General features: G+C 69.1%; 24 protein-coding genes. 6 read left to right on the plus strand and 18 right to left on the minus strand.

Annotated features, from left to right (window positions below; translation table 11 throughout):
• Positions 1–397: 397 nt before the first annotated feature.
• The 4 genes from pspA to pgsA form a co-directional block, all read right to left on the minus strand.
• Positions 398–1,210 (minus strand): phage shock protein PspA, encoded by an 813-nt coding sequence (pspA, locus tag IRT45_RS24055; protein WP_036503267.1) that lies wholly within the window; start codon positions 1,208–1,210, stop codon positions 398–400.
• A 219-nt stretch (positions 1,211–1,429) separates the two neighbouring features.
• Positions 1,430–1,798: a helix-turn-helix domain-containing protein gene (locus tag IRT45_RS24060; protein ID WP_194808162.1), complete on the minus strand. Its 369-nt coding sequence runs from the start codon at positions 1,796–1,798 to the stop codon at positions 1,430–1,432.
• A gap of 147 nt (positions 1,799–1,945) precedes the next feature.
• On the minus strand, positions 1,946–2,482 hold the full coding sequence (locus tag IRT45_RS24065) for a CinA family protein (protein ID WP_375540144.1): 537 nt from the start codon (positions 2,480–2,482) through the stop codon (positions 1,946–1,948).
• Positions 2,479–3,141: a CDP-diacylglycerol--glycerol-3-phosphate 3-phosphatidyltransferase gene (pgsA, locus tag IRT45_RS24070; RefSeq protein ID WP_375540145.1), complete on the minus strand. Its 663-nt coding sequence runs from the start codon at positions 3,139–3,141 to the stop codon at positions 2,479–2,481. Before pgsA ends, IRT45_RS24065 begins: the two co-directional genes overlap by 4 nt.
• Before the next feature lie 119 nt (positions 3,142–3,260).
• On the opposite strand from pgsA, the gene IRT45_RS24075 reads away from it, so the two are divergent.
• The 4 genes from IRT45_RS24075 to IRT45_RS24090 all read left to right on the plus strand — a co-directional run bounded on the left by IRT45_RS24075 (position 3,261) and on the right by IRT45_RS24090 (position 5,067).
• Entirely contained in the window at positions 3,261–3,803 is a 543-nt protein-coding gene (locus IRT45_RS24075; RefSeq protein WP_194808163.1) for an amino-acid N-acetyltransferase, read from the plus strand.
• A gap of 17 nt (positions 3,804–3,820) precedes the next feature.
• Positions 3,821–4,123, plus strand: coding sequence for a YciI family protein (locus IRT45_RS24080; protein WP_194808164.1), 303 nt, complete (start codon positions 3,821–3,823; stop codon positions 4,121–4,123).
• 65 nt (positions 4,124–4,188) lie between these two features.
• The gene (locus IRT45_RS24085) at positions 4,189–4,605 is read left to right on the plus strand and encodes a nuclear transport factor 2 family protein (RefSeq protein WP_194808165.1); all 417 of its coding nucleotides are present in this window, start codon (positions 4,189–4,191) and stop codon (positions 4,603–4,605) included.
• Positions 4,606–4,641: 36 nt separating this feature from the next.
• On the plus strand, positions 4,642–5,067 hold the full coding sequence (locus tag IRT45_RS24090; protein ID WP_194808166.1) for a TIGR03668 family PPOX class F420-dependent oxidoreductase: 426 nt from the start codon (positions 4,642–4,644) through the stop codon (positions 5,065–5,067).
• Between the two features lie 17 nt (positions 5,068–5,084).
• On the opposite strand, the gene IRT45_RS24095 is transcribed toward IRT45_RS24090, so the two are convergent.
• From IRT45_RS24095 to dapA, 4 genes are all read right to left on the minus strand, one after another.
• The gene (locus tag IRT45_RS24095) at positions 5,085–7,673 is read right to left on the minus strand and encodes a DNA translocase FtsK (RefSeq protein WP_063013929.1); all 2,589 of its coding nucleotides are present in this window, start codon (positions 7,671–7,673) and stop codon (positions 5,085–5,087) included.
• A 114-nt stretch (positions 7,674–7,787) separates the two neighbouring features.
• Positions 7,788–8,411, minus strand: a complete 624-nt coding sequence (locus IRT45_RS24100) for a TIGR03085 family metal-binding protein (RefSeq protein ID WP_194808167.1) — start codon at positions 8,409–8,411, stop codon at positions 7,788–7,790.
• Positions 8,412–8,449: 38 nt separating this feature from the next.
• Positions 8,450–10,507: a ribonuclease J gene (locus tag IRT45_RS24105; protein ID WP_194808168.1), complete on the minus strand. Its 2,058-nt coding sequence runs from the start codon at positions 10,505–10,507 to the stop codon at positions 8,450–8,452.
• Positions 10,504–11,412, minus strand: a complete 909-nt coding sequence (gene dapA / locus IRT45_RS24110) for a 4-hydroxy-tetrahydrodipicolinate synthase (protein WP_194808169.1) — start codon at positions 11,410–11,412, stop codon at positions 10,504–10,506. Before dapA ends, IRT45_RS24105 begins: the two co-directional genes overlap by 4 nt.
• Before the next feature lie 147 nt (positions 11,413–11,559).
• On the opposite strand from dapA, the gene IRT45_RS24115 reads away from it, so the two are divergent.
• Positions 11,560–12,006, plus strand: a complete 447-nt coding sequence (locus IRT45_RS24115; RefSeq protein ID WP_039779530.1) for a hypothetical protein — start codon at positions 11,560–11,562, stop codon at positions 12,004–12,006.
• 1 nt (position 12,007) lies between these two features.
• On the opposite strand, the gene IRT45_RS24120 is transcribed toward IRT45_RS24115, so the two are convergent.
• From IRT45_RS24120 to IRT45_RS24160, 9 genes are all read right to left on the minus strand, one after another.
• Entirely contained in the window at positions 12,008–13,039 is a 1,032-nt protein-coding gene (locus IRT45_RS24120) for a hypothetical protein (RefSeq protein WP_194808170.1), read from the minus strand.
• Positions 13,029–14,330 carry a sensor histidine kinase gene (locus tag IRT45_RS24125; RefSeq protein WP_194808171.1) on the minus strand — a complete coding sequence of 434 codons (1,302 nt, stop codon included), beginning with the start codon at positions 14,328–14,330 and terminating at the stop codon, positions 13,029–13,031. Before IRT45_RS24125 ends, IRT45_RS24120 begins: the two co-directional genes overlap by 11 nt.
• Positions 14,294–14,950 carry a response regulator transcription factor gene (locus IRT45_RS24130; protein ID WP_194808172.1) on the minus strand — a complete coding sequence of 219 codons (657 nt, stop codon included), beginning with the start codon at positions 14,948–14,950 and terminating at the stop codon, positions 14,294–14,296. The genes IRT45_RS24125 and IRT45_RS24130 overlap by 37 nt, the downstream gene beginning before the upstream one ends.
• A gap of 122 nt (positions 14,951–15,072) precedes the next feature.
• Positions 15,073–15,525 carry a flavodoxin family protein gene (locus tag IRT45_RS24135; protein ID WP_030513190.1) on the minus strand — a complete coding sequence of 151 codons (453 nt, stop codon included), beginning with the start codon at positions 15,523–15,525 and terminating at the stop codon, positions 15,073–15,075.
• Between the two features lie 30 nt (positions 15,526–15,555).
• Positions 15,556–16,044 (minus strand): hypothetical protein, encoded by a 489-nt coding sequence (locus IRT45_RS24140; RefSeq protein WP_194808173.1) that lies wholly within the window; start codon positions 16,042–16,044, stop codon positions 15,556–15,558.
• Positions 16,041–16,796, minus strand: coding sequence for a 4-hydroxy-tetrahydrodipicolinate reductase (gene dapB / locus IRT45_RS24145; protein ID WP_375540146.1), 756 nt, complete (start codon positions 16,794–16,796; stop codon positions 16,041–16,043). The genes IRT45_RS24140 and dapB overlap by 4 nt, the downstream gene beginning before the upstream one ends.
• A 186-nt stretch (positions 16,797–16,982) precedes the next feature.
• Positions 16,983–18,098, minus strand: coding sequence for an alcohol dehydrogenase catalytic domain-containing protein (locus IRT45_RS24150; protein WP_194808174.1), 1,116 nt, complete (start codon positions 18,096–18,098; stop codon positions 16,983–16,985).
• Positions 18,099–18,396: 298 nt separating this feature from the next.
• A complete protein-coding gene (locus IRT45_RS24155; RefSeq protein WP_194808175.1) occupies positions 18,397–19,743 on the minus strand; it encodes a pentapeptide repeat-containing protein in 1,347 nt (448 codons plus the stop codon).
• Positions 19,744–19,875: 132 nt separating this feature from the next.
• Complete coding sequence (locus IRT45_RS24160; RefSeq protein WP_194808176.1) at positions 19,876–21,081, minus strand: MFS transporter; 1,206 nt, start codon at positions 21,079–21,081, stop codon at positions 19,876–19,878.
• Between the two features lie 96 nt (positions 21,082–21,177).
• On the opposite strand from IRT45_RS24160, the gene IRT45_RS24165 reads away from it, so the two are divergent.
• Positions 21,178–21,522 (plus strand): helix-turn-helix transcriptional regulator, encoded by a 345-nt coding sequence (locus tag IRT45_RS24165; RefSeq protein WP_194808177.1) that lies wholly within the window; start codon positions 21,178–21,180, stop codon positions 21,520–21,522.
• 1 nt (position 21,523) lies between these two features.
• On the opposite strand, the gene IRT45_RS24170 is transcribed toward IRT45_RS24165, so the two are convergent.
• Positions 21,524–22,840, minus strand: a complete 1,317-nt coding sequence (locus IRT45_RS24170) for a pitrilysin family protein (protein WP_228534913.1) — start codon at positions 22,838–22,840, stop codon at positions 21,524–21,526.
• Positions 22,841–22,897: the final 57 nt, after the last annotated feature.

Genomic DNA, 22,897 nt, shown 5'->3' on the forward strand with positions numbered 1-22,897 from the left:
CCGGACGGACGACGGCGCTCGCGCGGGTTTCCACCGGCGTCGCGTGATCCGGTGTGTAACCGGGCAGCGGGCCCGCTGTTCGATTCGCGGGGCGATGGAGGGTCCTCGCCTCCGGGCGCAGCGCTTTCCGCGGGAGCCGGCGAAGGCGGGACCGTACGGGAAATACGATGCCGCTCAATGGATTCGGCGATCGACTGCCATGCGGCGGCGTCGGCGACGGGTGGAGTGGTCGACAGTGGCGTCCGCGCCGCATCGGCCGACGGTGCGGCGGAGGCGGGCGGCGCGGACGCGGCGCTGCGAGCAGATCGCGACCAGGGCCGCGCACGGATCGGCGCGGGCTCGTTACCTGCCCGCGTTCGCCCCATCTGCTCAGCCTTCCGATCGACCCGCGACGCGCTTACTGCTGCGCGGCCTGGCCCTTGTTCACCTGCGGCTGAGCCGGGTTGGCGATGGACTGACCGGCGGAGTCCCCCGACGGCAGCGCGTCGCCACGCATGGAGGCGCGGATCTGCTCGAGACGGTTGTGGCCGGCCATCTGCACACTGGCCTGCTGCACCTCCATCATGCGGCCCTGCACGGTGTTCTGCGCGAGCTCGGCGGCGCCCAGCGCGTTGGCGTAGCGACGCTCGATCTTCTCGCGCACCGCGTCCAGGCTGGGGGTGCTGCCGGGGGCGGACAGCGTCGAATCCATCTGCTGCAGCGAGGCGGAGACCTGCTCCTGCATCTTGGCCTGCTCGAGCTGGCTGAGCAGCTTGGTGCGCTCGGCGACCTTCTGCTGCAGCAGCATGGCGTTCTGTTCGACCGCCTTCTTGGCCTGGGCGGCGGCCTGCAGCGACTGGTCGTGCAGCACCTTCAGGTCCTCGACGGACTGTTCGGCGGTGACCAGCTGGGCGGCGAACGCCTCGGCGGCGTTGGTGTACTGGATCGCCTTGTCGGTGTCGCCGGCGGCGTTGGCCTGGTCGGCCAACTGCACGGCCTGGCGGGCGTTGGCGTTGAGCTTCTCGACCTCGTCGAGCTGACGGTTGAGCTTCATCTCCAGCTGGCGCTGGTTACCGATCACCGACGCCGCCTGCTGCGACAGGGCCTGGTGCTGACGCTGGGCTTCCTCGATAGCCTGCTGAATCTGCACCTTCGGATCCGCATGCTCCTCGATCTTCGAATCGAAGAGGGCCATCAGGTACTTCCAGGCCTTCACGAACGGATTAGCCATCGATTGATCCCGCCTCCATCTGACTACGCCGCGCCCCAGCACGGCGGCGGTGCGCGACCGTCACGCACCCCTGTGTCCCTATCCTCCACAGCATCGGATCCGGGCTGCCGAACCACCCGTAACCGACGCTTACAGAGAATCTATCGGTTTCCGCTCCGTCGTACAGCCTTGCCGGCGCCGATCCGGCGCCGGCAGTCGTTATCGCCGGTTCGCGGCGAGTCACTTCGCTTGCACCAAGACCAGTTTCTCGGCCTTCGGGGCCGGAATCACGATCCGGGTGTCTCCGGCGATCGCGGCGCGCGCCGACACGCTCGCCGCAGGTACGGCAGCCGTCTCCGGCGCGGGTGCGGGGGTGTCGGCGTCGGCCATGGTGGCACTCACGTCGACCAGCACCTGCGACAGCGGCACGTCCAGCGCCTGGCAGATCGCGGCCAGCAGTTCGCTCGAGGCCTCTTTCCGGCCGCGTTCGACCTCGGACAGATAGCCCAGGCTCACGCGTGCCGACGTCGACACCTCGCGCAGGGTCCGGCTCTGGGCGATCCGAGCGCGCCGCAGACTCTCGCCGATGGCCTCTCGAAGCAGCGTCATCTCGTTCTCCTCACGTTCTCGCCTCACCGGGCCGAGCGCGACCGCCGTCGAGCGTGACGCACCCCTCCGTCTACAGTGCCAACGTCGCATGCCACCCCGTTGGTTCCCGCCCGCGGGAACCGATCGGCATCCATCGGGCAGCCGTCGTCAGCCGGTGCCGTTCGGGTCGCCGCCACCGACGCGGCGCAACAGCTCCGCGACGGCCGTGCGCACCGCGTTCATCCTGATCGTCCACCGATCCCCGGTGAGCCGCAACCGCATCACCTCGGTCCCTCCGGGGCCGCTCAGCCCCAGGAAGACGGTGCCGACCGGGCAGCCGTTCTGCGCGTCCGGCCCGGCGACACCGGTGAGCCCGATCCCCCAGTCGGCCTGGCACTGCGTGCGCGCGCCGACGGCGAGCTGTTCGGCGGTCCCCGCCGCGACCGGCCCGTCCGCGGCCAGCGTGTGTTCGGTCACGCCGGCCAGGCGATGTTTGAGGTCGGTGGCGTAGACGATCAGTCCGCCGCGCAACACCACGCTGGCTCCCGGCACTCCCGCGATCGTGGCCGCGAGCAAACCGGCGGTCAGCGATTCGGCGGTGGCCACGGTCTGTCCGGTGCGGGTCAGCCTCGCCACCAGTTCGACGGCCTCGGGAGCAGCGCTCAGCGGATCGGCGGCGGCCACGTCGGTGCCCAGCGGGGTCACCGCCGCTCGACCGGCCGCGCCCACAACCGGGCCGCCTGCACCACGTAATCCAGTCCGGTCACCACCGTCAGCACCACCGCGACGTACATCAGCGCCATGCCCGCGCTCGCCCACGCGTCGGCGAGCGGCAGCAGCAGGACGCCGATCGCCACCGACTGCACCAGGGTCTTGGCCTTACCACCGCGGCCGGCGGGGATCACGCCGCGGCGCACCACGGCCAGCCGCAGCAACGTCACGCCGATCTCGCGGGCACAGATCACGAGGGTGATCCACCACGGCAGATCGCCCAGTGCCGACAACCCGATCAGGGCCGCGCCGATCAACGCCTTGTCGGCGATGGGATCGGCCAATTTGCCGAAGTCGGTGACCAGTCCGTACTTGCGCGCGAGTTGGCCGTCGATGCGGTCGGTGACCGCCGCGATGCCGAACAGCGCGGCCGCGGCGATCCGCCATCCCGTGTCGTGGCCGCCCCCGGCGAACAATGCCAGCAGGAAGATCGGCACGATCAGGATGCGCAGGACCGTGAGGATGTTGGCGATGTTCATCAGCGGCACCGCGGAGGGCTCGACCGTCCGGTTAGGTTGCGGCGGAACGAGATTCGCCCGCGCTCTGCCGGCCTCGGCCCAGGTCCGGTCCATATCGTCGCTCTGCACGCTCACCGGCACCCCCGGCCGGAACGCACGCAGCCGCGGCCCCCGGCGGATCGAGGCAGGCGGGCGGACGAGATGTGCGGCACTCCACCAGACTATCGGTTAACGACCCGACTACTGTGCACCCCATGACCACGCGGGCACATCACAGTGATTCGATCGGCGCCACCGACCCCGGCACCGTGCGAGTCCGACGCGCCCGCACCTCGGATGTGCCCGCCATCAAAAGCCTCGTCGACGCCTACGCCGGCCGCATCCTGCTGGAGAAGAATCTCGTCACGCTCTACGAGTCGGTGCAGGAATTCTGGGTGGCCGAGGTCGACGAGAACCTCGTCGGATGTGGCGCATTGCACGTGCTGTGGGCCGACCTGGGCGAAGTGCGCACCGTCGCGGTCCACCCCGATGCCAAGGGCCGCGGCGTCGGGCGCCTGATCGTGGACCAGCTGATCGCGACCGCCCGCGAACTCCAGCTGCAGCGACTGTTCGTGCTGACCTTCGAGGTGGAGTTCTTCTCCCGGCACGGGTTCGCCGAGATCGACGGCACGCCCGTCACCGCCGAGGTCTTCGCCGAGATGTGCCGCTCCTACGACACCGGCGTGGCCGAATTCCTCGACCTCAGCTACGTCAAGCCGAACACCCTCGGCAATACTCGAATGCTGTTGACCCTCTGAACCTTTCGGGAGCGCCCGTGCCGATCTTCGCCGTCCACTACACCTATTCCGATGCCACCGTCGCCGGGCGCGACGAGCATCGGCCCCGGCATCGGGAATGGCTGTCGAATCTGGTCGAGCGGGGTGTGGTCCTCACGACCGGGCCGTATGCCGACGGATCCGGCGCGCTGCTGCTGTTTCGCGCCGACGATGCCGCGGCATTGGACGAACTGCTCGCCTCCGATCCCTTCGCGCAGGAGGGGCTGATCGATGCGAGGCGATTCCTGGAGTGGACCCCGGTGATGGGCGCCTTCTCGGCACAGGCGGCGCCGAACCCCTAGGCAGGGGCCGCGAGCGCCCGCTACGATGCTCGGCATAGTCAACCAGTTGCATATGCGAGGTGGCGATGCAGGCATTCCGACAGGCCGTGGAGGCACGTGACAGCGCGGCGATCGAGGCGTTGCTCGCCGAGAACGTCGTGTTCACCAGTCCGGTGGCGTTCAAGCCCTATCCCGGCCGGGCCATCACCGCGGCGATTCTGCGCGGCGTCCTGCGGGTGTTCGAGGACTTCCGCTACATCCGCGAGATCACCGACGGCGGCGGGCACGACTCGACGCTGATCTTCGAGGCGACGATCGACGGCAAGCATGTGACCGGCGCCGACTTCATCCACACCGACGAGTCGGGCCGGATCGACGATCTGATGGTGATGGTGCGCCCGCTCTCGGCGGCCGATGCCCTGGCCGCGGCGATGGGTGCGCAATTCGAGCGCATCCAGGCGGAGGCGGCCGAGCAGATCGAGCGGGAGAACGCGACGCTGTAGGCCACGCCGCCGCGGCCGGCGATCTACCGTGAACCGGTGCGATTGAATCCGGACACCGCGCTGGCGCGAGCACGCGCGGCCCGCGTGGCCCGGTTGGGTACGACCGACCCCACGGGCCGGCCCCATCTGGTGCCAGTGACCTTCGCGCTCTCGCCCTCGGGCCGGATCCTGGTGACCGCGGTCGATCAGAAGCCGAAATCGACGACCGACCTGCGGCGGCTGCGCAATATCGCGGCCGAGAACCGGGTTTCGGTGCTGGCCGACGATTACGACGAGGACTGGACCCGGCTGTGGTGGGTCCGGCTCGACGGCATCGCCGCCGTCGCGACCACCGACACCGAGCGCGCCGAGGCGATCGCCTGGCTCACCGCGAAATACCCGCAGTACCGGGACAACGCCCCGCGCGGACCGGTCATCCGCGTCGAGATCCGGACCGTCACCGGTTGGGCCTTCACCGGCTGAGGGCCTACGCCGGAAGCCTAGGCGTCGATCGCATCGGGTTCGGCGGCTTCCTCCGCCTCTCCCCCGCCGCGGATCGAATACAGCAGCCCGTCCAGCTCATCGGGCTTGACGAGCACGTCGCGCGCCTTGGAGCCCTCGCTCGGGCCGACCACGCCGCGGGTCTCCATCAGATCCATCAGGCGGCCCGCCTTGGCGAATCCGACGCGCAGTTTGCGCTGCAGCATCGAGGTGGAACCGAACTGCGAGGTGACGACCAGTTCGACGGCCTGCAGGAAGACATCGAGATCGTCGCCGATATCCGGGTCGACGTCCTTCTTCTCCCCGGCCTTCGCCGTGGTGACGCCCTCCTGGTACTCGGGTTCGGCCTGGTTCTTGGCGAAGTCGACGACGGCCTGGATCTCCTCGTCGGAGATGAACGCACCCTGCAACCGGGTCGGCTTGGACGCGCCCATCGGCAGGAACAGGCCGTCGCCCATACCGATCAACTTCTCCGCACCCGGCTGATCCAGGATGACCCGCGAGTCGGTGAGCGACGAGGTCGCGAACGCCAGCCGGGAGGGAACGTTGGTCTTGATCAGGCCGGTCACCACGTCCACCGAGGGCCGCTGGGTCGCCAGCACCAGATGGATACCGGCCGCGCGCGCCTTCTGGGTGATGCGCACGATGGCGTCCTCGACGTCGCGCGGCGCGGTCATCATCAGATCGGCGAGCTCGTCGACGATCGCCAGGATGTAGGGATAGGGCCGGTACACGCGCTCGCTGCCCAGCGGTGTGGTGATCTGGCCCGATTTCACCTTCTTGTTGAAATCGTCGATATGGCGGACCTTGCTGGCCTGCATGTCCTGATATCGCTGTTCCATCTCCTCCACCAGCCAGGCCAGCGCGGCGGCGGCCTTCTTCGGCTGGGTGATGATGGGCGTGATCAGATGCGGAATGCCCTCGTACGGCGTGAGTTCCACCATCTTCGGGTCGATGAGGATCATCCGCACCTCATCCGGCGTGGCGCGGCCCAGCAGCGAGACCAGCATCGAGTTGACGAAACTCGACTTACCCGAACCTGTCGAACCGGCGACCAGCAGATGCGGCATCTTCGCCAGATTCGCGGAGACGAATTCGCCCTCGATGTTCTTTCCGAGTCCGATCACCAACGGGTGGTGGTCGTTTCGCGTGGAAGGCGCCTTGAGCACATCCGCCAGCCGGACCAGTTCGCGGTCGGCGTTGGGCACCTCGATACCGACCGCCGACTTGCCCGGAATCGGTGCGAGCAAACGCACATTCTCGGTGGCCACCGCATAGGCGATATTGCGGGCCAGGGCGGTGATCTTCTCGACCTTCACACCCGGCCCGAGTTCGACCTCGTATCGGGTGACCGTCGGACCGCGGACGAAACCGGTGACCGCCGCGTCGATCTTGAACTGCACCAGCACCTCGGTGATCGCCTCGATCATCGATTCGTTGGCGGCACTGCGCTTCTTCGGCGGATCGCCGTCGGTCAGCAGCGTCAGCGGCGGCAACTGATAGTCGCCGTCGACCTCGCGATCGGTGACGAATTCCAGCTGCTGCGCGGGCGGCGGCTCGGGTGTCTGATCGACGACCTTGGGTGCCTTACGCGTCTTGGGTTTGGCTGCGGGAGGCGGTGTTTCGTCCGCCTCGGCGATATCTTTCGCATCGCGCAGCGGCGGTTCGCCGAGGACCTCGGTGACCGCGTCGGCGCCGCCGAATTCGTCGGCCGGGTAGTTCTCCTCCGGGGTGCGGCCGCGCCGCGACGAACGGCTCTTGTGCACCGGAAAGCCGTCGGCGTCATAGTTTTCCGGGTCGTAGAGCCCGTATTGCCCGTCGTCGTCGGCGAATTCGGCATCGGGCAGGCCGAACAGTTCCCGCAGCCGATGCGGAACCTCACGCACGGTCGTACCGGTCACCAGCAGCAGTCCGAAGAGCATGGCCAGCAACAGCAGCGGCACCGCCAGCCACGCGGTGAGCCCGTTGCGCAGCGGCCCGCCCAGCACATAACCGACGAAACCCGCCGCATGGGCGCGCCCGTGCGCATCGGCCGGCGCGCCCGCGAAAATGTGCCAGATTCCCAGCGCCGGCAGACCCACCAGCAACCCGCCCAGGACCAGGCGAGGCCGGATCTCGGGCCGAGGTTCGGTACGCATCAGCACCACCGCGATACCGGAAGCCACGAAAGGCAGCACGGCCGCGGCGGATCCGGCGATCGCCCGTACCGCGGTGTCGACCCAGTGCCCCACCGGGCCGCCCGCCGACAACCAGACCGCTGCCGCGATGACGACGCTGAAAGCGACCAGCGCCAACGCGATTCCGTCGCGGCGGTGACCGTGTTCGATCTCCCCCGCGCGGCTGATGGTGCGAGTGGTGGCGCCGAATCCGCGTGCCAGCACCGACCAGCCGTTGCCGATTCCCCGGCCGATCACCGCCAGCGGTGCGGTCTGCGGTGACCGGCGCACCGGCCGGCGGGTCGCGGTGGTGCGGCCGCGCGGCGCCGATCGGGCGCGCGAGCCTCCCGAGCGAGTCCGCGCCGGAGCCCGCCCCCGGGTGGATCCCGCCCGCGAACTCGACGTCGTGGTGCCGCGGGACTTACCTGCCATGACCTCAGGCTAGCCGCAACAGCCCCATCGCGACCATCCGCAACACCCATCCCAACCACATCATTGCCGACCTCACAACGCCGTCAGCGGCCGGAAACGACGCGCGCGACCGCCTCAGACGCTGCGATCGGAGGCGAAGACCGCGGCCACATCGTCGACGCCGCCGGCGGCGTCGACGCGGACCTCGTTGCGGCCGAACGCGTGAAGCAGCAGTTCGGAGGGCCGGCCGGTGAGTACCACCGCATCGCCGCCGACGTTGTGCGCCGTCACGCGTTCGCCCTCCGGCGTCGCCAGCACGACGGTGACCGGCGATTTGCGATACGCCATCCGCGCCATCCGCCGCGTGGCCGACCACAACTTGCGCTCGTCCTCGGCCGGCAATGTGCGCGGCTTCCATTCGGGGTCGGCGCGGCGCACGTCCTCGTGGTGGACGAACATCTCGGTCAGGTTGACCACGGCGTCGACCGGCTTCAGCGGCGACCACCACGGCGGCCCGGTGCGGATCTGCTCCAGCAGTCCGGTGAACGGCTGCTCGGACACCTTCGCCTGCACCGAATCCAGGTATCCCGCAAGGGGTTTCAGCAGGATTCCCGGTGCGGCCGCGGGACGGCGCTCGCGTACCACCAGATGCGCGGCCAGGTCGTGCACCGTCCACGTGCCACACAGGGTCGGGGCGTCGGGACCGACCGCCGTCATGGTCGAGACCAGAGCCCGGCGTTCCCGTTGAGCCATACTCATGGGCCGAGCGTAATGGGTCGGGGCCACATCCGGCAGTCTCAGACGCCCATCACGGTCGGCACGATCATCGGGCGGCGGCGGTAGGTGTCGGCGACCCAGCGACCCACCACGCGCCGCACACCCTGCGCGATGCGATGTGTATCGGTGACGCCCTCCCCGGCCAGCCGCAGCAGTTCGGCCTCCACCAGCTCCTGAGCACCCAGCAGCGCACCCGGATCGTCGGAGAAACCGCGGCCGCTGACCTCCGGCGTGCTGACCGCCTTACCGGTGGTCTCGTCGACGACCACGGTGATCGCGATGAAACCGCCCTCACCGAGCACCAGGCGATCCGACAGCGTCGACTCGCCGACGTCGCCGACCGACAATCCGTCGACGTACACCTGCCCGACCGGGTAGCGGCCGACGATCGAGGCGATTCCGTCGACCAGGTCGACCACCACACCGTCCTCGGCGAGCATGACCCGCTCCTCCGGCACCCCGGTCGCCACCGCCAGCGCGGCGTTGGCCCGCAGATGCCGCCACTCCCCGTGCACCGGCATGGCGTTGGTGGGGCGGACCGCGTTGTACAGGTACAGCAGCTCGCCGGCCGAAGCGTGCCCGGAGACGTGCACCTTCGCGCTCTGCTGGGTCACCACGGTGGCGCCCAGCCGGGCCAGGCCGTTGACCACCGCGAACACCGCGTTCTCGTTGCCCGGGATCAGCGAGGAGGCCAGCACCACGAGATCGTCGGCGCGGATGTTGATCTGGCGATGGTCACCGCGCGCCATCCGCGACAGCGCCGAGAGCGGTTCGCCCTGCGAGCCGGTCGAGATCAGCACCAGTTTGTGCACAGGCAGATTCGCGGCCTGATCCAGATCGACCACGATGCCCTCGGGAATGTTCAGATACCCGAGATCCTGCGCGATCTGCATATTGCGGACCATCGAACGACCGACGAAGCACACCCGGCGGTTGTAGCGCTGGGCCACATCGACGACCTGCTGGATGCGATGGACGTGGCTGGCGAACGAGGCCACGATGACGCGGCCCTTGGCCTTACCGATCACACTGTCGAGGACCGGGCCGATCTCGCGTTCCGGGGTGACGAAGCCGGGCACCTCGGCATTGGTCGAATCGACCAGGAACAGATCCACACCCTCGTCGCCGAGGCGGGAGAACCCGGCCAGGTCGGTGAGGCGGCCGTCGAGCGGCAGCTGATCGAGTTTGATGTCACCGGTGTGCAGGGCCAGCCCGGCCGGCGTGCGCACCGCGACCGCGATCGCGTCGGGAATGGAGTGGTTGACCGCGAAGTACTCGCAGTCGAACGGGCCGTGGGTGGTCCGCTGGCCCTCGGTGACCTCGATCAGCTTGGGCTGCAGGCGATGTTCGCGGCATTTGGCGGCGACCAGCGCGAGGGTGAATTTCGAACCCACCACCGGGATATCGGGACGCAGCCGCAGCAGGAACGGCACCGCGCCGATGTGGTCCTCGTGACCGTGGGTCAGCACCACGGCGGCGACCTCGTCGATCCGGTCCTCGATGGGCCGGAAGTCGGGCAGGATCAGGTCGACGCCGGGCTGCTGATCCTCGGGGAACAGCACACCGCAGTCGACGATCAGCATCGCGCCGCCGTATTCGAACACGGTCATATTGCGGCCGATTTCACCGATGCCGCCGAGCGCGTAGACGCGCAGGCCCTGCTTCGGCAGTTTGGGCGGCAGGCCGGCCGGCAATCCCGGCGAAACGGGTTGCGGCGCGGACTGTTCCGCACGCCCACGGCTGCCCGACTGGCGGCCCCGGCCGGAACGGCGGGAACGGCTCCGGTCGCCGGCCTGTTCACCACGCTGGGCGGCAGCCGATTCGCCACGCTGGGCGGCGGGCGCCGATTCGCGCGCCGCGGGAGCGGTTTCACGTTGTGCCGCGGACGTGGTCTCACGATGTTCGGTGGCAGCGCGACGCTCGGCGGCCGGTTCGGCACGCGCGGGCTCCGGCGGCGAAACCTCTTGCACCGCAGGCGTTTCGGGCTCCACCCGAGGCGCGGGCGGCGGCGCCGGAGCCGGAGCTCCCGCCGCTCGGCTCGCGGTCCGGCGCGGACGACGGTTCACCGGTTCACTCATGCAAGCACCCCCGCCAGCCGCAGTTCGGCGACGATCGATTCCAGATTCACACCTACGGGCATCAGCTGCGGCAGCCGCGGCTCGCCGACTTCCATTCCGAGCAGCCGCAACGACGACTTGATCAGGGCCACGCCGCCGACACGGGCCATGGCACGGTTGACGGGCAACAGACCGGCATTGATGTCGCGAGCCAGCGTCACCTCACCGGCCGCGTACGCATCGCGCAACTGCACCAGCCGCTCCGGCACCAGATGGCCGATCACACTGATGAATCCGACCGCGCCCACCGACAACCACGGCAGATTGAGCACGTCGTCGCCGGAGTAGTAGGCCAGCCCGGTGTCGGCGATCAGTTCCGCTCCCGCGCCCAGGTCGCCCTTGGCGTCCTTCACCGCGACGATGTTCGGATGTTCGGCCAGGCGCCGCAGCGTATCCGGGGCGATCGGCACGATCGAGCGCGGCGGAATGTCGTACAGCGTCACCGGCAGATCGGTCGCGTCGGCGACGGCGGTGAAATGCGCCAACAGACCTTCCTGCGACGGGCGCGAATAGTACGGCGTGACCACCAGCAAACCGTGCGCACCCGCACGCTCGGCGTTGCGGGCGAGCTCGATGCTGTGCGCGGTGTCGTAGGTGCCCGCGCCCGCGATGACGGTGGCGCGGTCGCCCACGGCGTCGACGACGGCGTGCAGCAGGTCGAACTTCTCCGATTCGGTGGTGGTCGGCGATTCTCCGGTGGTACCGGAGATGGCGAGCAGGTCGACACCGCGGTCGACCAGGCGTGCGGCCAGGGCGACGCCGGCATCGACATCGAGCTTGCCCTCGGCGGTAAAGGGGGTCACCATCGCGACACCGACCGTGCCGGACGCGCGCAGCTCTCTTCGCGTCGATTCACCGTTCGTCATGGTCAGAAAGGCTACCCGGTCACGGATACGACACCGAACCGTCGTCCGTGGAATCGGCGGACATTCCGGTCACATTCCAGCAATGACAGCAACAGTGACGGCATTCCGATGCTTGCGCGATGTCATATATGACGCCATAATGATGTCATGGATCTCAACAAGTACACCGCCCGGCTGCGCGACGATCTGATCGCCGCGGCCGCCCTGGGCGACGAGAAGACCCAGGCCACCGCCGCCGCATTGGCCGCCGCCACCGAGAATTCGCTGCGGCTGACGTTGCTGGCCGCGCTCTCGGATCTGGCGGACGAGGTCAACGCGACCCTCGACGATCGCACCGTGCACGTCTCCCTGTCGGGGACCGACGCCCAGGTGGAGGTGCGCCGCACGGCGTCGGAGGAGTCGCATCCGACCTTCGAGGAGATGACCGGCGACATCAGCCGCGTCACACTGCGCATGGTCGAGAATTTGAAGGCCCGCGCCGAGGAGGCCGCCACCCAGAGCGGTCAGTCGCTGAACTCCTGGCTCGCCGGTGCCGTACAAGGCGCCCTGCGCGACCAGATGCGCAAGGGCGGCCCCGGCCGCTGCGACAGCTGAGTCAGTCCATCACCGTCACGGTGCCGGTGGGACCGATCTCGATGCGGCGGTCCCGATCGGGCGCCTGCGCGAGCACCGTCGACAGCACCCGCCGCCCCGGCGGCAGGATGCGCACCGTCAACGAGCCGGCGTTCGCCGCGTCCAATTCCCTGGTGGCGACGTCGATGACGCGCTCGCGCAACCATTTCGGCGCATCGGTGAAACCGCCGTCGTCGAGGAGCACGACCTCCACCCCGCGCGCTCGCGCACCCCGCGCGGCCCCGCTGAGTTCCTCGGTCATCAGCTGCGGGGCGCGCAGTCCGTCGCGCAGTTCCGCCTCCAGCAGCCGGCACTGTTCGCGTTCACCGACGGTGAGGACCGCGCCGTCGGCGATGCGTTCCAGAATCGGGCGGGCCACCCGGTCCAGGCGCTCCAGCTGCCGGGTGCGTTCGCCGTCGGCGGCCGCCATCGTCGCCTCGGCGGCGGCCTGGGCGCTCGCCTCCTCGCGCAACATCCGCAGCGAACGCTGCGTGGGCCGCATGATCTGCGCGAACACCGAGATGGCGATGACGGTGCCGATGGGCACGATCGCGGCGACGATCGCGCTCGCGCTCAGCCAGGCCCGCGCGCCGTCGACACCGATGACAACCGCGACTCCGGCCACGCCCAGCCACGCCGTGCCCATCCGGCCCCGCAGTACCAGCAGGGCCAGCACATACGAGGTCGCGAAGGTGGTCCACACCATGTGCCCGGTTTCCGGTGTGCCGGAATCGGCCGAGGTCAGTGCGGTGGCGACCGGCCCGGCGGCGGCGACGAAGATCGTCACGGTCCACGGCAGCGGATCACCGGGGGCCACCAGCACCAGCGCACCGGCCACCACCATCACGATCAGCGCGGTCACCGCCGGCAGCGCATTCGTGGTGTCGAGGTTGCGGACCATGTAGAGGGTGATGGTCACTTCGAGCAGCACCAGGAACAGCCACGCGGTACCACCACGCAGCCCCAGCAGCTCGCGCAACCCGAACGCTTGCTCCCGGCCGGTTTCAGTGCGCACCGTCACCACCCCAGACCAGCGTCACCGCGGTGCCCTCCCCCGGTTGCGATTCCACGAATCCGGCGCCGCCGGCCAGCTGGCGCATGCGGCCCAGAATGCTCACCGAGATGCCGAGCCGGTCCGCGGAGACCGCGTTCACATCGAATCCCGCACCGTCGTCGGCGAAGACGACCCGGATGCTGCCCGCACTGATCGTGCAGGTCACCGTGCGCGTCACCGCGCGACCGGGCACCGGGGCGTGGCGCAGACTGTTGCGGACCGCCTCGGCCAGGGCGGCCGCGAGGGTGCGCGCGGCGGCGGCGGGCATGCGCAGGTCGTCGAAGCCCGGCCAGGTCCTGGTGGTGAAGCGAATGCCGGCGTTCACCTCGTGCACCGAGGCGCGCAGGAAGTTCACGGCCGCACGGGCGTCGAGCACATCGGGTTCGCGCGATTCGACCCGGATCTCGTCGAGTTGGTCCAGGGTGCGTTCGGCCTGCCGTCGCAACACGTCCGAGGGTTCGCTACCGCGCGAGGCGTCCAGCAGCGTGGACAGGACGGCGTCGTGGATGAGGGCGGCGAAGCGGGCGCTCTCGTTGTCGCGCGCCGCGGCCGCGGCGGCTTCGGCGGCCTGTCTGCTCGCCGCCACCGATTCCCGATCCACCCGGGCCGCGGCCGACAGCGCCGAGACCACACACCACAGGAACAGCGCCGACAACCCGACCGCGCGAGCGAACGCGCTGAGCACCGACCCTGCCGTGAACTGTTCCGCCAGATAGATATTCGTCAACGCGACGGCCGCGGACCCGATCAGCAGATAGGCCACCGCGACCAGCGCCGGCCACGCCAACGTGGCCGCGAGCACCCCGAGCGGCAGCATCCGGTACAGCCATACCGAATTCGCGCCGATACTGTGGGTGTCCAGTCCGATCAGCATGGTCGCCACCGCGGACAGGAAGGCCACCGCGGCGCAGCCCGACACGAGCCGGATGGTGCGCGGGCTCGACCGGATCGAGAGCAGGGCCAGTACCGGGAACAGTCCGAATGCGAGCGCGCCGGCGGCCGGCGTCCACCAGGCGGGGGTGAACCGCGCCTGCTCGGTGATCTCGGGAACGTCGGCGAGGCCCATGATGACTCCGCCCGCGCCGACCGAGAGCCCGAGCCGGCGCATGACGCGCTCCACCGCGGGAGTGCCGGTGCGCACCTGGGCTCGGCCGGGAACCCGGATGCGGGCCGCGGCCGCGGTGCGGGCGAAGACTCCGGGTGCGTCGACCGCGATCATGCCTGGTTGTTGCGCTCGGGCACCGGCAGCCACCCGTCCTCCACCGCACGTTTGTAGAGGTCGGTCTTGGTGGGCGCCGGGCGACCGGCGTCGGCGTACTTCTGGCGGATCCGGCCCAGGTAGTCGTTGACGGTCTGTTCCGAGAGCCCGGTCAACCGCGCCACCCGCGAAGCCTTCTCGCCGGAGGCGTAGAGGGTCAGCACCTCCTGCTGGCGTGGGCTCAGGCCGACATCGGGCAGCTGCGGATCCCCGTCGATGGCGGCGGCCCAATCGGTGGTGACCACCTGTTCACCGCTCGCGGCGGCGCGCACCGCGGCGACCACGGTCTGCACATCCTCGGATTTACGCACCACGCCCAGCACCCCGGCCCGCGCGGCCGAGCGCACCAGGAACGGATTGTCGGCTCCGGTGAACACCAGCACCTCGAGCCCGCGCTCGCGCAGGGCCTGCACGTTGGACTGCGGGGTGGAACCGTCGGCGAGCCGCAGATCGAGGATCACCAGATCCAATTCCGGTGCCGCCGACAGCAATTCGGATACCGTTGCGGCGGTGATGACCAGTTCCAGATCGCTTTCGCCGGCCAGCATGCTGGCCAGGCCGAGCGCGACCGACTCGTGGTCCTCGACCAGACCGATCCGCCGCGATGGCGTCATATGGTCCTCACCCTTCCCGAAACCCGAACACCACATCGCGCCCCCGGGAGCGCGACGTCCTGCCGTCGAGTATGACGGTGCCGGTGATATCCGTGTGAGACACCAGAAATCGGGTCATCGGCTCACGCGGTCAACTGCGCCGCGATCGTCGCCCCCAGTTCCCAGCACTTCTCCCGGTCGTCCTTGCCGGGCTGACCGGTGACGATCACCGGTGCGGCGGCCTGCTGCCATCCCATCCCGGTCGTCACGGTCGTGATGCTGCGCTCGGCCCCCTCGGTGCCTTGATTGCCGTGGATGTACACCCCGAACGGCCGGCCGCGGGTGCTGTCCAGACACGGGTAGTAGAAGGTGTCGAAGGCGTGTTTCAGCGCGCCCGACATGTAGCCCAGATTGGCCGGCGTGCCCAGGACGTAGCCGTCGGCGGCGAGCACATCGCTCGCGGTCACCGCCAGCGCCGCCCGCCGCACCACCTCGACCCCCTCGATCTCGGGGTCGGTCGCGCCCGCGACCACCGCTTCGAACATGTCCTGCAGGAACGGCGAAGGCGTGTGGTGGATGATCAGCAACGTCGGCACCCAGGCGAGCCTAGTGGGGCCGACGGGGTGTCAGGACCCGGTCCGGCGTTCGACGCGCTCGAGTTCCACGGCGCGGCGCATGGTGTCGCGGGCGCGGGAGCGGTCGCCGGCGTAGTCGTACGCGCGGGCGGCGCGGTAGTTGGTGCGCCAGTTGTCGGGGTCGGCTTCCCACTCCGTCTTGACCTGCTCGAACAGCTCGTCGGCCGCGGCCTTCTCCAGCCGTCCGGAGGGGCGGCGAGGCAGCTCGGAGACGTCGAGTTCGAGGCCCTCGTCGTGAATACGCCGGGCCAGATGCTGGTGGGCGAGGGCGGCGCGAATGCTGGTAGCCACCACCCACACCCCCAGGATCGGCAGGATCAGCACGCCCACGCCCATCGCGACGGCGGCCGCCTTGCCCGAGGTCATCAGTTCGATCGCGATGCGCCCCAGCAGCAGGAAGTAGAAGGCCAGCGCGATGACCAGGAAGGCGATGAAGGCGACGATGCGCAGCACCTGCCGCCCGCGGTCGCGCTCGTTCACAGGTCCAGCAGTGGATCGAGCCCGACGGTGAGTCCCGGGCGGGCGCCGATCTGCCGCACACCCAGCAGCACGCCCGGGGCGAAGGAGGTGCGGTCGATCGAGTCGTGGCGGATCGTGAGTGTCTCGCCCTGGGTGCCGAACAGCACCTCCTGGTGCGCGACCAGCCCGGCCAGCCGCACCGAATGCACCCGCACTCCGTCGACGCTCGCCCCGCGCGCGCCGTCGAGTTCGGTGGTGGTGGCGTCGGGGCTCGGGCCCACGCCGGCCTGTTTGCGGGCCTCGGCGATGATGCCGGCGGTCCGATAGGCGGTGCCGGAGGGGGCATCGGCCTTGTTCGGGTGATGCAGTTCGATGACCTCGACCGAATCGAACCAGCGCGCGGCCTGTTCGGCGAACCGCATCGACAGCACCGCGCCGATGGCGAAGTTGGGGGCGATCAGCACGCCCACCTCGGGATTGCCGGCCAGCCAGGAGCGCACCTGTTCGAGCCGGGATTCGTCGAATCCGGTGGTGCCGACCACGGCGTGAATACCGTGTTCCACCAACCACTTCAGATTCGGCATCACCACATCGGGATGGGTGAAGTCGACCACGACCTGGGTGCCGGCCTCGGTGAAAACATCCAGCGCGTCGTCCTTGTCGACGCCGGCGACCAGCTCCAGGTCGTCGGCGGCCTCGACCGCCGCGCAGATCGCCTGCCCGACCTTGCCCTGCGCGCCGAGTACGCCCACCCGGATCCGGTTCGTCGCCACCGTGAACTCCTCACATACCGTTCGATGCCCGTTGCGCTCAGAGCCTATCGGCAGGGGTGCGGGCCGCCACCACACCGGTCACCCGGAAGTCGCGTGCGTCACCCGGCGCGACCACCGAGAGCCGATGGCAGCCGCGCGGGCGTGTCGTCGTCTCGACCCGATCGGCGAGCCGCAGCGTCCGGCGCGTCAGTCGAAGATGATCACCTGACGCAGGGCGTGCCCGGCGGCGAGCTCGTCCATGGCATGGTTGATCTCGTCGAGCCGGATGCGCGAGGACACCAGCCGTTCGACGGGCAGCCGGCCCTCCCGCCACATCCGCACGTACTCGGGGATGTCGCGCGCCGGAACCGCCGAGCCGAGGTAGCTGCCCACGATCGACCGTCCCTGTGCGACCAGACCGAGCGGTGAAATAGTCGCGCGCGCTTCGGGATTCGGCAGCCCGACGGTCACCGTGGTGCCGCCGGGCGCGGTGGCGGCCACCGCGGTCTCGAAGGCCCGCACATTGCCCGCGGCCTCCACCACGACCTCCGCCGCGATTCCCCGCTCGGCCACCTCCGCCGGGGTGTAGACCTGCGTGGCGCCCAATTCCTTTGCCAGCGTGAGCTTTTCGGGCACAGTGTCGACGGCGATGACCTCGGCGCCGAGGCTGTCCCGCAGCGATGCGGCCACCAGCACGGCGGCCATACCGACGCCACCGAGACCGACGACCATGATGCGGTCTCCCGCACCGGGCCGGGCCGAATTCAGCAGCGCTCCCCCGCCGGTGAGGACCGCGCAGCCGAGGACGGCGGCGACCTCCGGGGGCACATCGTCGTCGACCGGCACCACCGAGCGCCGATCGACCACGGCGTGAGTGGCGAATCCGGAGACGCCGAGATGGTGGTGCACGGGCCCGTTCGCATCGTGCAGCCGCCGCCCGCCGCCCAGCAACTCGCCCTCGTTGTTGGCGACGCTGCCCGGGACGCACGGGGTGCGGCCCTCGGTGGCGCAGCCCTCGCACTGCCCGCAGCGCGGCAGGAAGGTCATCACGACGCGCTGACCGACCCGCAGATCACTGTCGCCGGGGCCCACCTGCTCGACCCGTCCGGCCGCTTCGTGCCCCAGCAGCATCGGCACCGGCCGCACCCGGTTGCCGTCCACCACCGACAGGTCCGAATGGCACAGCCCGGCCGCCTCGATCCGGACCAGCAACTCGCCCGGCCCCGGCTCCGCCAACTCCAGATCCTCGATCACGATGGGGGTCGAATCGGCGTAGGGAGCCGGGTCGCCGATCCGCTCCAGCACAGCACCACGAATCTTCATGGGACCGACGGTACCGGGCGAGCGCCGAGCCGAATACCGGTCGGCCCGACCCCACCGTCCGGAGCCGCCGCGGGGACGGTGCGGCGGGGGCCCGCCTGCACGGGAATCGTCTTCGGGTCCGGCGAATGCGCACGACCGGCGGCAGTCTCGATACCGGTGCCTCCGATTCACCGTCGGAGCCGGACGCATCGATCACTGGGCCGGATGACAGCGAAAGCCTCGCGAACACCGGGCCCGGACCAACCCGGACCGGTTAACCGAGCGCCGGAACGGACGGGGTGAGAACCGGCGCAGTTACTCATGCGTCCGGTTGTCCCGCCACGACCGGGCCGGCGCCGTCGGTATCTCGCGCGTCCCCCGGTGCCGGCGTCTCCTCCGGCGCCGCAAGACCGAACGGGCAGCCGGGAATCGCAGCACCCTCTGTCGACACGCTGCCGCGACAGGTGACGCCACGGAAGTCGGCGTGCACCGAACCGTGCTCGCTACCGATGCGGGCGTTGTCGAATACCGTGCGGGTGGCATCGAAACGGGTGTTGGTGAACGTGATCCGCGACCCGCCGATCACGGTGTCGTCGAAGCTCGTGCGCTCGCCCACGAAGTGGACGTCGTCGAAGTACGTCCGGTCGCATGCGAAGTGGGTATCCCGGAAGGTCGTGGTGTCGGCCGCGAAGTGGGCCCCGGTGAACGATGTGAGTTTCCCGGCGAAACGCGCGCGGGTGAATCTCGTTTCCGGCCCGGCGAATTCGGCTTTCCTGAAGTCGGCACGTCGATTGAACACGGCATCCACGAAGCTCGTTCCGGCTCTGGAGCTATGGTCCGAATGTGCTGTGGTAACGAATCGAGCCTTCCGAAACACCGCATCACTGTCGAACGTCGCGGCATGGAAGGTGACGTGCTGGCCGGTGAACTCGGCTTCGGTGAAGTCCGCCGAGCGGCTGCCGGTGAAACGAGTGCCGCGGAAATGAGTGTGTTTTCCGACGAATCTCGCGCCACGGAAGTTCACATCTTCCAGCACGGCATCATCGAAATTGAAGTTGTACGTCGACCAGGAGATTTCGGCCTGGCGGCGCAGCCGCGACGCGATGACCGCCACGATCGTGCGCCGCACCTCGCGATCGTTCTGACGCAGCTGATACAGCCGCTCTACCTCTGTACCCGCTGCGTCAACCTTCTCCTTGCGCGAGATCAGATGTGTGCCACCGTCGGAGGGGTCGTAGGGCAACCGCAGATACCCGCACAGCACGTCGATACATTGCTGCCGCCGACCACCGGTCGAAAACTCGTCAGCAACGCCGGCCATAGCGTATGCACCCGCGATACGCACCGCCACATCGGCGCTGCCGAGTTGCGCGGCCGCCGCACCGAAGAGCTGGGCGAAGCGTCCGCGCTCGTCATCGCGCTGCTTCCGATAGGCAACCACCAAGGCCACAGCGGCGCCGACGCCGGCCGAGACCGACAACGCAATCTTGGTCAGATCCAATTGGTTCGGTGTATCGGCCTTCGCGCCGAGCACCAGCCACAGTGCCCACCAGACGATTCCCGCAATCGCCAAGCCGCCCAGAACAACCGAGACGACCGACACCAACAGCGCCGAGCGCTGCATCCGCTGAGCTTGCCGCTGCAGAAATGTCCCCCGTCGAGCCATGTGCGCATGGTAGCGAGAATTTCACTTCGTCACAGCCTGATGCGACTCGGCCGAGGCCGCATACAGACAGTATGGCGCCCACGGTTCGGGTGAACGCCGCATCGTCTTGTCCGCCAACCTGTTTCGCGGCGATCAGTTTGCCGCGCGACTCCCCCGCACACCGATCGCGGCCGCGGTCAGGCACGCCAGCGCGACCACCACGACGAACCACGGGAAGATCGTGCCCATCCCCCACCGGGTGGCGGCCCAGCCTGCCAGGACGGTCGGCAGCGCCATCGCGGTATAGGCCAGCAGGTAGTAGGCGGACATGGTCTCGCCGCGCTTGTGCTGCGGCACCACATTCGACAGATGCCGCAGCGATCCGCCGAAGCCCAGGCCGAAGGTGGTGCCGAGCAGGACCCCGGCCAGCAGGACGACCACCCAGTTGTGGGTCGCCAGCGCCGGAATGGTCAGCAGCAGCGCGATCGCCATCCCGGTGTCACCGCCGACGGCCGCGCGACGCGCCGGAATCGCGGTCGCGAACAGCTGAGCCAGCGCCCCGGCCGTCGCGGTGGAGGCGACCACGGCACCGCCGAAGACCAGATTGTGCACGCCGGTCTTCTCCGCGGCCAGCGAGGGATACAGCGACAGCAGCACACCGAGCACCGACCAGGCCGCCATCACGCCGAGCGCCGAGAACCAGAAGTCGGCCCGGATCTCCTGCGGCACGGCGGGTTTCGCGATCCGGATCGGACCCGACATCCGGGCGGTGTGAGTTTCGGTCATCACCACCACGCCGACGCCGATCAGCAGGCAGAACACCGTGATCACCACATACGGCGTGCGCAGCGGATGTGGGACGTACTGCGCCAGCAGTGCCGAACCCAGAATGGCCACGGCCATACCGACATTGAAGGCCACACCGGTCAGCTGTCCCGATCGCGCACCGTGCTGCGGACGCAGATCCAGCAGTGCCGCCGCCCCGGCGACCACGGTGGCGCCGACGGCCACACCGTGCAGCGCCCGGGCCACCAGCAGCATCGCGACGTTGTCGGCGAACAGGAAGACGACCAGCCCGATCACCATCGTGGCGAGCGCGCCCAGCAGCACCGGCTTGCGGCCGACCACGTCGGAGATCTTGCCCGATACCAGCACCGCGGCCAGGGCGGCGACGGCGTAGACGGCGAAGACGATGGTGGTGGTCAGCGGCGAGAAATGCCATTCCTTCTGGTACAGGCCGTAGAGCGGGGCGGGCACACCGGACACACCGAGCGCTACTCCACTGGCGACCAGAATCAGTGCATAGGCCCAGGACTGCGTGGTCCGCTGGGCCGGTGCGACCGTGACAGTTGCGGCCATCGATTCTCTCCATCAGGTAAGTTTGATTGCGATCGAACTCAACCACCGTAGCGATGGTTTGATTCCCATCAAACCGAATTTCCCGTGAGAAAGATCATGAGCGATAGCAACAAGACCGTGGAATCTCATCCGGTCGCCACCGTGCAAGAGGTGCTCGGTGCCCTGCACGACCCGGTACGACTCGAGATGGTGCGCAGGCTCAGCAATGCCGGCGGCCCGGTGCGCTGCGGCATGCTCTACGACACCATCAACAAATCGACCGCGACCCACCACCTGAAGATCCTGCGCGAGGCCGGGGTCACCGAACGCATCGTCGCCGACGGCCAGACCTATGCCCGGCTGCGCTCCGAGGAGGTCGACCACGCCCTGCCCGGACTGCTCGCGGCGGTGGTGGGCGCCGCCAATCGCGCGGGCGACTCCGGCGCCGCACCGCGCGACTGACTCAGTCCACCAATCGCTTCACCGCACCGGGCAGATCGCGCGCGCGCCGATACGGGCCCGCCACCGAGGCCGCGTACGGCCGCGCCAGCAGGGTGCGGGCGATCGCGGAGACCTCCGCGGTGGTGACGGCATCGATGCGGGCCAGCGTCTCCGAGACGCTGCGGTGATTGCCGTAGCTGAGTTCACTGCGGCCGATACGGTTCATCCGGGAGCCGGAATCCTCGAGACCCAGCACCAGCCCGCCGCGCAACGAGCCCTTGGCCCGTGCACATTCGGCGTCGGTGATCCCGTTCGCGGCCACCTCTTCGAGCACCTCGCGCGCCAACGTCGTCACCTCGGCCAGGTTCTCCGGCTGACACCCCAGATAGACCGAGAACGCGCCGGTGTCGGCGAAGGTGTCGACACTGGAGTACACCGAATACGCCAGGCCGCGTTCTTCCCGGATCTTCTGGAAGAGACGGGAACTGAGCCCGCCGCCGAGCACGGTGTTCAGCACCGACAGCGGCCAGCGCTTATGCCCTTCGTGCCGGCCGAACGCGCGCACCCCGAACACCAGATGCGCCTGCTCGCTGTCGCGGTAGGTCCACTGCAGCTGCGGTGAGGTGCGCTTGCGGAAGTGGCCCTCCCGGCGCGGCGCCGGTTCCCGCAACGGATCGAGCCGGTCGGCGAACGCGCGGTGCACCAGCTCCACGGTGTGTTCGTGCTCGATGTTGCCGGCCACCGCCACCACCATCCGGTCCGGACGGTAGCGCCGCAGATGGAACCCGCGCAGCTGCGCGGCCGTCATCTGCTCGATCGAGTCGACGGTGCCGATCACCGGCCGCCCGATCGGATGATCGCCGAACAGCGCGGTCAGGAACGAGTCGCCGACCAGGTCCTCCGGATCGTCGTCGCGCATCGAGATCTCCTCGAGCACCACCTGGCGTTCCACGTCGACGTCGATCGGACGGCACAGTCCGTTCAGCACCACATCGGAGACGACGTCGACCGCGAGCGGCAGATCGTCGTCCAGCACGTGCGCGTAGTAGCAGGTCTGCTCCTTGGCGGTGAACGCGTTGAGTTCTCCGCCGACCGCGTCGACGGCCTCGGCGATGTCCAGCGCTGTCCGGGTCGGGGTCGCCTTGAACAGCAGGTGTTCCAGGAAGTGCGCGGCGCCGGCCACGGTGGGGCCCTCGTCGCGCGAACCCACACCCACCCAGACACCGATCGATGCCGATCGCACGCCGGGCACATGTTCGGTGACCACCCGCAATCCGCCGGGCAGTACCGTACGCCGCACGCCCGTGTCGGAGAACGAACCGTCCTCGGCGAGCACCAGCGAAGAGCCCCCCTGCTCGAGGGCGAGCAAGGGGGCGTCGGCGCTGGGGGTCTTCGC

Source organism: Nocardia sp. BSTN01 (assembly GCF_015354405.1).
Classification (GTDB): domain Bacteria; phylum Actinomycetota; class Actinomycetes; order Mycobacteriales; family Mycobacteriaceae; genus Nocardia.

Excerpts from the sequence above, each read along its gene's own strand:
- pspA (WP_036503267.1), bottom strand. The coding sequence starts at position 1,210 with ATGGCTAATCCGTTCGTGAAGGCCTGGAAGTACCTGATGGCCCTCTTC.
- IRT45_RS24060 (WP_194808162.1), bottom strand. The coding sequence starts at position 1,798 with ATGACGCTGCTTCGAGAGGCCATCGGCGAGAGTCTGCGGCGCGCTCGG.
- IRT45_RS24075 (WP_194808163.1), top strand. The coding sequence starts at position 3,261 with ATGACCACGCGGGCACATCACAGTGATTCGATCGGCGCCACCGACCCC.
- IRT45_RS24085 (WP_194808165.1), top strand. The coding sequence starts at position 4,189 with ATGCAGGCATTCCGACAGGCCGTGGAGGCACGTGACAGCGCGGCGATC.
- IRT45_RS24095 (WP_063013929.1), bottom strand. The coding sequence starts at position 7,673 with ATGGCAGGTAAGTCCCGCGGCACCACGACGTCGAGTTCGCGGGCGGGA.
- IRT45_RS24100 (WP_194808167.1), bottom strand. The coding sequence starts at position 8,411 with ATGAGTATGGCTCAACGGGAACGCCGGGCTCTGGTCTCGACCATGACG.
- IRT45_RS24105 (WP_194808168.1), bottom strand. The coding sequence starts at position 10,507 with ATGAGTGAACCGGTGAACCGTCGTCCGCGCCGGACCGCGAGCCGAGCG.
- dapA (WP_194808169.1), bottom strand. The coding sequence starts at position 11,412 with ATGACGAACGGTGAATCGACGCGAAGAGAGCTGCGCGCGTCCGGCACG.
- IRT45_RS24115 (WP_039779530.1), top strand. The coding sequence starts at position 11,560 with ATGGATCTCAACAAGTACACCGCCCGGCTGCGCGACGATCTGATCGCC.
- IRT45_RS24130 (WP_194808172.1), bottom strand. The coding sequence starts at position 14,950 with ATGACGCCATCGCGGCGGATCGGTCTGGTCGAGGACCACGAGTCGGTC.
- IRT45_RS24150 (WP_194808174.1), bottom strand. The coding sequence starts at position 18,098 with ATGAAGATTCGTGGTGCTGTGCTGGAGCGGATCGGCGACCCGGCTCCC.
- IRT45_RS24155 (WP_194808175.1), bottom strand. The coding sequence starts at position 19,743 with ATGGCTCGACGGGGGACATTTCTGCAGCGGCAAGCTCAGCGGATGCAG.
- IRT45_RS24160 (WP_194808176.1), bottom strand. The coding sequence starts at position 21,081 with ATGGCCGCAACTGTCACGGTCGCACCGGCCCAGCGGACCACGCAGTCC.
- IRT45_RS24165 (WP_194808177.1), top strand. The coding sequence starts at position 21,178 with ATGAGCGATAGCAACAAGACCGTGGAATCTCATCCGGTCGCCACCGTG.